The 5,201-nt window shown below is 71.0% G+C and carries 5 protein-coding genes; 1 reads left to right on the top strand and 4 read right to left on the bottom strand.

Annotation, left to right across the window (positions count from 1 at the left end):
* Window positions 1–281: 281 nt before the first annotated feature.
* From ABZ449_RS41650 to ABZ449_RS41635, 4 genes are all read right to left on the bottom strand, one after another.
* Window positions 282–1,811 carry an FG-GAP-like repeat-containing protein gene (locus tag ABZ449_RS41650; protein ID WP_360357262.1) on the bottom strand — a complete coding sequence of 510 codons (1,530 nt, stop codon included), beginning with the start codon at window positions 1,809–1,811 and terminating at the stop codon, window positions 282–284.
* 30 nt (window positions 1,812–1,841) lie between these two features.
* A complete protein-coding gene (locus ABZ449_RS41645; RefSeq protein ID WP_360357259.1) occupies window positions 1,842–3,179 on the bottom strand; it encodes an FG-GAP-like repeat-containing protein in 1,338 nt (445 codons plus the stop codon).
* A gap of 157 nt (window positions 3,180–3,336) precedes the next feature.
* Window positions 3,337–3,495 carry a hypothetical protein gene (locus tag ABZ449_RS41640; RefSeq protein WP_360357257.1) on the bottom strand — a complete coding sequence of 53 codons (159 nt, stop codon included), beginning with the start codon at window positions 3,493–3,495 and terminating at the stop codon, window positions 3,337–3,339.
* Window positions 3,496–3,652: 157 nt separating this feature from the next.
* Window positions 3,653–4,006, bottom strand: a complete 354-nt coding sequence (locus tag ABZ449_RS41635) for a hypothetical protein (protein WP_360357255.1) — start codon at window positions 4,004–4,006, stop codon at window positions 3,653–3,655.
* A gap of 160 nt (window positions 4,007–4,166) precedes the next feature.
* Between ABZ449_RS41635 and ABZ449_RS41630 the strand changes: the two genes are divergently transcribed.
* Window positions 4,167–5,201, top strand: a 1,035-nt coding sequence (locus tag ABZ449_RS41630) for a helix-turn-helix domain-containing protein (protein ID WP_360357252.1), incomplete at its 3' end; no start/stop codon positions are given.

Genomic DNA, 5,201 nt, shown 5'->3' with positions numbered 1-5,201 from the left:
CCCCGGCCCCCTACGTCCACGCCTACAACGCGGACGGCAAGGAGATCTACAACCAGAAGACGCAGCCCACCATCAAGGGCGCCCGGTAGTAGGCGCTGCTCCAGGCGCCTGGTGGTGGAGCGGCCATCCCAGCGGTAGCGCGGGGCCGCGCGGCGGATGAACACACGCAGTGTGAGCAGTACGCGCAAACACGCACGGCGGTGGTCTTCGCGGACATCCTTGCCGCGAAAACCACCGCCGGCGCATCGCGCCACGCAGTCGGTCAATGACCCGACGTCTGCTCAGGCACCTGCCGCGATCCGGCCGTCGTCGATCCAGCCGCCGTGGCCGTCGCCGCCGTTGTTGAGGAAGGCGGTGGTGGGGCCGGTGGTCACGAGGTAGTCGGCATGGGCGTCGGCGTTGATGTCCGCCAGCGCCACCGTGCTCTGATCGGTGGTGAGCCCGGTCGCCGTCCTGCCGCCGTCGGTCCAGCCGCCGTGGCCGTCGCCACCCTTGTTGAGGAACGTGGTGATGGATCCGTCGGGGTTGATGACGTTGTAGTCGGCGCGGCCGTCACCGTCGAAGTCGGCGAAACGGACGCGGCTCCGGTCGGAGGTGAGACCGCCGGCGATCCGGCCGTCGTCGATCCAGCCGCCATGGCCGTCGCCACCGCGATTGAGGAACGCGCCCACGGCGCCGTCGGCCTGGGTGATGAGGTAGTCGGTGCGGCCGTCGCCGTCGAAGTCGGCGAAGGTGACCTGAGCGGAGTCGGCGGTGAGTCCGGTGGCGACCTTTCCCAGGTCGCTCCAACCACCGTGACCGTCACCACCCTTGTTCAGGAACACCCGCACCGAACCGTCGCCGTTGATCAGGATGTAGTCGGCACGCCCGTCACCGTCGAAGTCGGCGAAACGGACCCGGCCGCGGTCACTGGTCATCCCGCTGGCAACCTGACCCAGGTCGCTCCAACCACCATGGCCGTCACCACCCTTGTTCAGGAACACCCGCACCGAACCGTCGCCGTTGATCAGGATGTAGTCGGCACGCCCGTCACCGTCGAAGTCGGCCCACCGCACCCGGCCCGCCCCACCCGACTCCGTACCGGAGTGGTGCACCGGGGCCGGAGCGGCCAGACCGTCCGTGAAGGCCCGGTCCAGGGCCTGGTCGAAGGTCTGGGCCAACCGCTGGTAGCCCAGGTCGTCGGGGTGCAGCCCGTCGGCCATCTCGGCCGAGGTCAGAGCGGGCGCAGCGGTGTAACGGACCTTGCGGCCCTGGGCCTGCTTCGCGAGGACGGCTCGGCTCAGAACATCGTTGTAGTCCGCCACCTGGGCGGTCAGATTCGGCGTGGTCGGGATCAGGCCCATGACGAGGACGGTCACGCCCGGCCGGTCGGCCAGGATCCGGTCGATCAGCGCCGACGTCCGGTCCGCGGCGTGTGCCTTGTCGGAACCCCGGTCCAGGTCGTTGATGCCGATGTGGAGCAGTACGACGTCCGGCTGCGCGGCGGCCAGCCATCCGTCGACTCCGGCCAGGATGTCGTCGACCATGGAGCCGCTGTGGCCCTCGTTGTCCGGGTCGGCCACCGCGCCGTTTCCGCGCGAGCCCACCAGGTCGACGGTGTAGCGGTTCTGCTGGGCCACCAGGTCGACGAGTGGTCCGCGGTACCCGGCGTCGGAGGTGCTCCGCCACCCGGCGGTGATCGAGTCGCCGAGCGGCATCACCCGCAGCACGGGGGCGGGCGTCGGCGCGGCGGCGGACGCCGTGGGGGCCGTGGCGGCGAGTGCGGCAACGGCGGTCACCGCGGCCAAAGCGAGTGTGGTGGGACGCTTCACGGGATTCCTTCCCTGTCTTCCGGTCGAGGTTCAGGCGCCGGCGGCGATCTGGCCGTAGTTGATCCAGCCGGGGTTGTTCTGGTCGTCCCCGCCGTTGTTGAGGAAGGCGGTGGTCGGGCCGGTGGTGACGAGGTAGTCCGCACGGCCGTCGCCGCTGATGTCGGCGAGGTCGAGGGTGTTCTGGTTGCTGGTGACACCGGTGGTGATCTTCGAACGGAGCGTCCAGCTACCGCCGGTGTCGCCACCGTGGTTGACGTAGCTGGTGATGCTGCCGTCGGGGTTGACGACGTTGTAGTCGGCACGACCGTCACCGTCGATGTCGGCCCACTTGATCCGACTGCTGTCACTGGTGACACCGCCGGCGACCTTGCCGAGATCGCTCCAGCTGCCGATGCCGTTGTTGCGGAAGACACCCACCGCACCGTCGGCCTGGGTGATCACGTAGTCGGTACGGCCGTCACCGTCGAAGTCCGCGAACGTCACCTGCGCCGGGTTCGCCGTGAGACCGGTCGCGACCTGACCGAGGTCGCTCCAGCCGCCGTGGCCGTCACCGCCCTTGTTCAGGAACACCCGCACCGAACCGTCGCCGTTGATCAGGATGTAGTCGGCACGCCCGTCACCGTCGTAGTCGGCGAAACGGACCCGGCCGCGGTCACTGGTCATCCCGGTCGCGACCTGACCCAGGTCACTCCAACCACCGTGACCGTCACCGCCCTTGTTCAGGAACACCCGCACCGAACCGTTGTCGTTCACGATGACGTAGTCGGCACGGCCGTCACCGTCGAAATCCGCCCACCGCACCCGATTCGCCCCACCCGACTCCGTACCGGCGGAGGACCCACGGCCGCCGATCGGCGACACGTAGCCGCTGACGTGCTTCGACCCGTACATCCCGCCGGCGCTGATGGTGCCTCGGGTGACCTGGCTGTTGCCCTGGTTGCCGCCGATGGTGCTGACGGTCCCGTCGGAGTTGACCGCGACGACCAGCGAGACGTGCTCCGCGTAGCCGTTGCCGTCGTAGTTGAAGACGGCGGCGTCACCGACCCGGGGCGTCGAGTGCATACCGGAGCCGTACTGCGCGAAGCTGCCGGCCCCGGCGGTCAGCCCCGAGACGTTGACGCCGTTCTGTGCCCAGACCCACCGGGCGAAGTCGGCGCACCAGCTCTCGCCGCAGCTGCCGTAGTAGCCGCTGCCGCCGGCGCTGTTGGTGTCGCAGGCGCCGTGGCCGAGGTTGGCCTCGGCTATGCCGACGATGTTCGACCCGACGCTGGCGGAGGCGATCTGGGCTCCCGTCAGCATGAGGACGGGCGTGACGGCGGCGGTGGCGAAGGCGGCGGTGAGCAGTGAACGGACGGAGCGCTTGCGCATGGTGGGTTCTCCTGTTTCGGGCATGGCTTGGACAGGCGTGGTGCAGGGGTGGAGGTACGGCCCGCGGGTCAGGCGACGGGGCGGGGCCGCTGCCGGGGCGGGCGGCGACGGCTGCCCTGCAGGAGCAGCCGGTCGTGGGCACCCACGGCAGTGCCGGCTACTGCCAGATCATGTTGTCGTCGTGCACGTCGGCGGCCTCGACGCGGGAGACGGAGGCGGTCGAGTGTCCGGCGACGGACAGGACGGCGGCGGGCAGAGCGGCAGCGAGCGCGAGGGCGACGACCGCGGCGGCCTTGGCGAGACGGGTGCGCAGCATGGTGGGGTCCTTCGACGGAGACGGGGCGGGGCGGGGCGGGGAAAGACGGCCGGACCGTGCGTCCCGCGGTGACGCTTCGTCCTGGTGGCCTTGCCGATCGGTGCTCCCGGCCGGCGATCACCACTTTCGCCGAGGCCCGGGGCGGAGGGAAGGCATGTCAGCTGGACGGAAACGTCCCCTGCCGGTTCCGTCCAGCGGGGCCGGATCGGGACAGTTCCAGCTCGTAGAACGGGGAGACGAGCGGGGCGCCGGCCCGGGCCACGTGCCAGCCGTGCAGCGGTGCGGCGGACGCCACGGTCCGTTCGCAGAGCGCGGCGGCACGGGACTCGGCGTCGGCGAGGCCGTCGGCGAGGAGGTACAGGCCGAGCACCGGGTCGGGGACGGCGTGCGGGTGGACGGCGACGTGCTCCAGTCGGTCCGCGGGGGTCGCCACGGACCGGACGAGGTCGGCGACCCCGTCGGGCAGCGACGCTCGGTCCGGGGAGCGCAGGTGAACGTGGATCAGATACATGCGAACGACACTCCCAGGCCGCGCGAACGGCGCACAGGGGATCGACCGGGACGGTTCGGGCCATGGCCGGAACGGTCCACGCACACCCCTGGTCCGGTTCCGGATCGTCGTGCGATGATCATGCGCGCATCGTTCGCAGTACTGCTACCGGGGGGTAGGAATGCTGGCAATTCTGGGGTTGGACGCGACTTCGGAGACCGTGTACCGGGCCATGCTGGCCCGTCCTCAGGACGGCGTGGCCGGGATCTGCGCAGCGGTCGGACTGCCCGAGGCGCAGGTGCGCTCGGCGCTGGACACCCTCAGCGAGCTCGCCCTGGTCCGGCCCTCGCACGAGCGGGAGGGAGCCCTGCGCGCGGTCTCGCCCGACGTCGGCATGGAGCTCCTGATGGCCCGCCAGCAGGCCGAACTGGCCGTCCAGCAGCAGCGGATCGAAGCCTCCCGCGTCGCGGCGGCACAGCTCATCGCCGACTTCTCGGACCTCCGCCCGGCCGCCGCGCACTCCGGGGTCGAGCACCTGGTCGGCCTGGACGCGATCCGCGACCGGCTGGCGTCCCTCACCCGCGAGGTGAAGGACGAGGTGATGACCTTCGCCCCGGACGGCGGCCACACGCCGGAGAGCATCGAGGCGGCCCGCCCGCTCGACGAGGAGTTGCTCGGGCGCGGTGTGAAGATCCGTACCGTCTACCTCGACAGTGTGTGCAACAGCGCGCCGACCGTCGCGTACACCGGGTGGCTCGCCGCGCGGGGCGGACAGGTGCGGGTCGTGCCGTCGCTGCCGACGCGGATGATCGTGGTCGACCGTGCCACCGCCGTCATCCCGGTGAACAGCGAGGACACGGCGGCGGCCGCCGTGGTGCTGACCGGCCACGGCACGCTGACGGCCCTCTGCGCACTGTTCGAGAACGTCTGGGGCACCGCGCAGCCCCTCGGGGGCCCGGCCGTGCGCGACTCCCGGGGCCTCAGCGGCCAGGAGTCGGCCGCCCTGCGGCTGCTCTCCGAGGGGCACACCGACGAGGCGATCGCCAAGCGGCTGGGCGTCTCGCCGCGGACGGCGCGGCGGATCGCCACCGAGCTGATGGAGCGGCTCGGCGCCCGCAGCAGCAGTACCGAGGCAAGGAGCGGACCATGGGCAGCAGCGCGGCGCACGGACAGAAGATCGCCTTCCTGGGCACCGGCAAGATCGGAGAGGCCCTGC

It is taken from the genome of Kitasatospora sp. NPDC005856, from assembly GCF_040629945.1.
Lineage (GTDB): Bacteria > Actinomycetota > Actinomycetes > Streptomycetales > Streptomycetaceae > Kitasatospora.
Note: the sequence above shows the minus strand (reverse complement) of the source record. Positions and strands in the feature narration are given on the sequence as shown.

Bases quoted from the DNA above. Each gene is read 5' to 3' on its own strand.
- ABZ449_RS41645 (WP_360357259.1), bottom strand. From the start codon at position 3,179: ATGCGCAAGCGCTCCGTCCGTTCACTGCTCACCGCCGCCTTCGCCACC.
- ABZ449_RS41640 (WP_360357257.1), bottom strand. From the start codon at position 3,495: ATGCTGCGCACCCGTCTCGCCAAGGCCGCCGCGGTCGTCGCCCTCGCG.
- ABZ449_RS41635 (WP_360357255.1), bottom strand. From the start codon at position 4,006: ATGTATCTGATCCACGTTCACCTGCGCTCCCCGGACCGAGCGTCGCTG.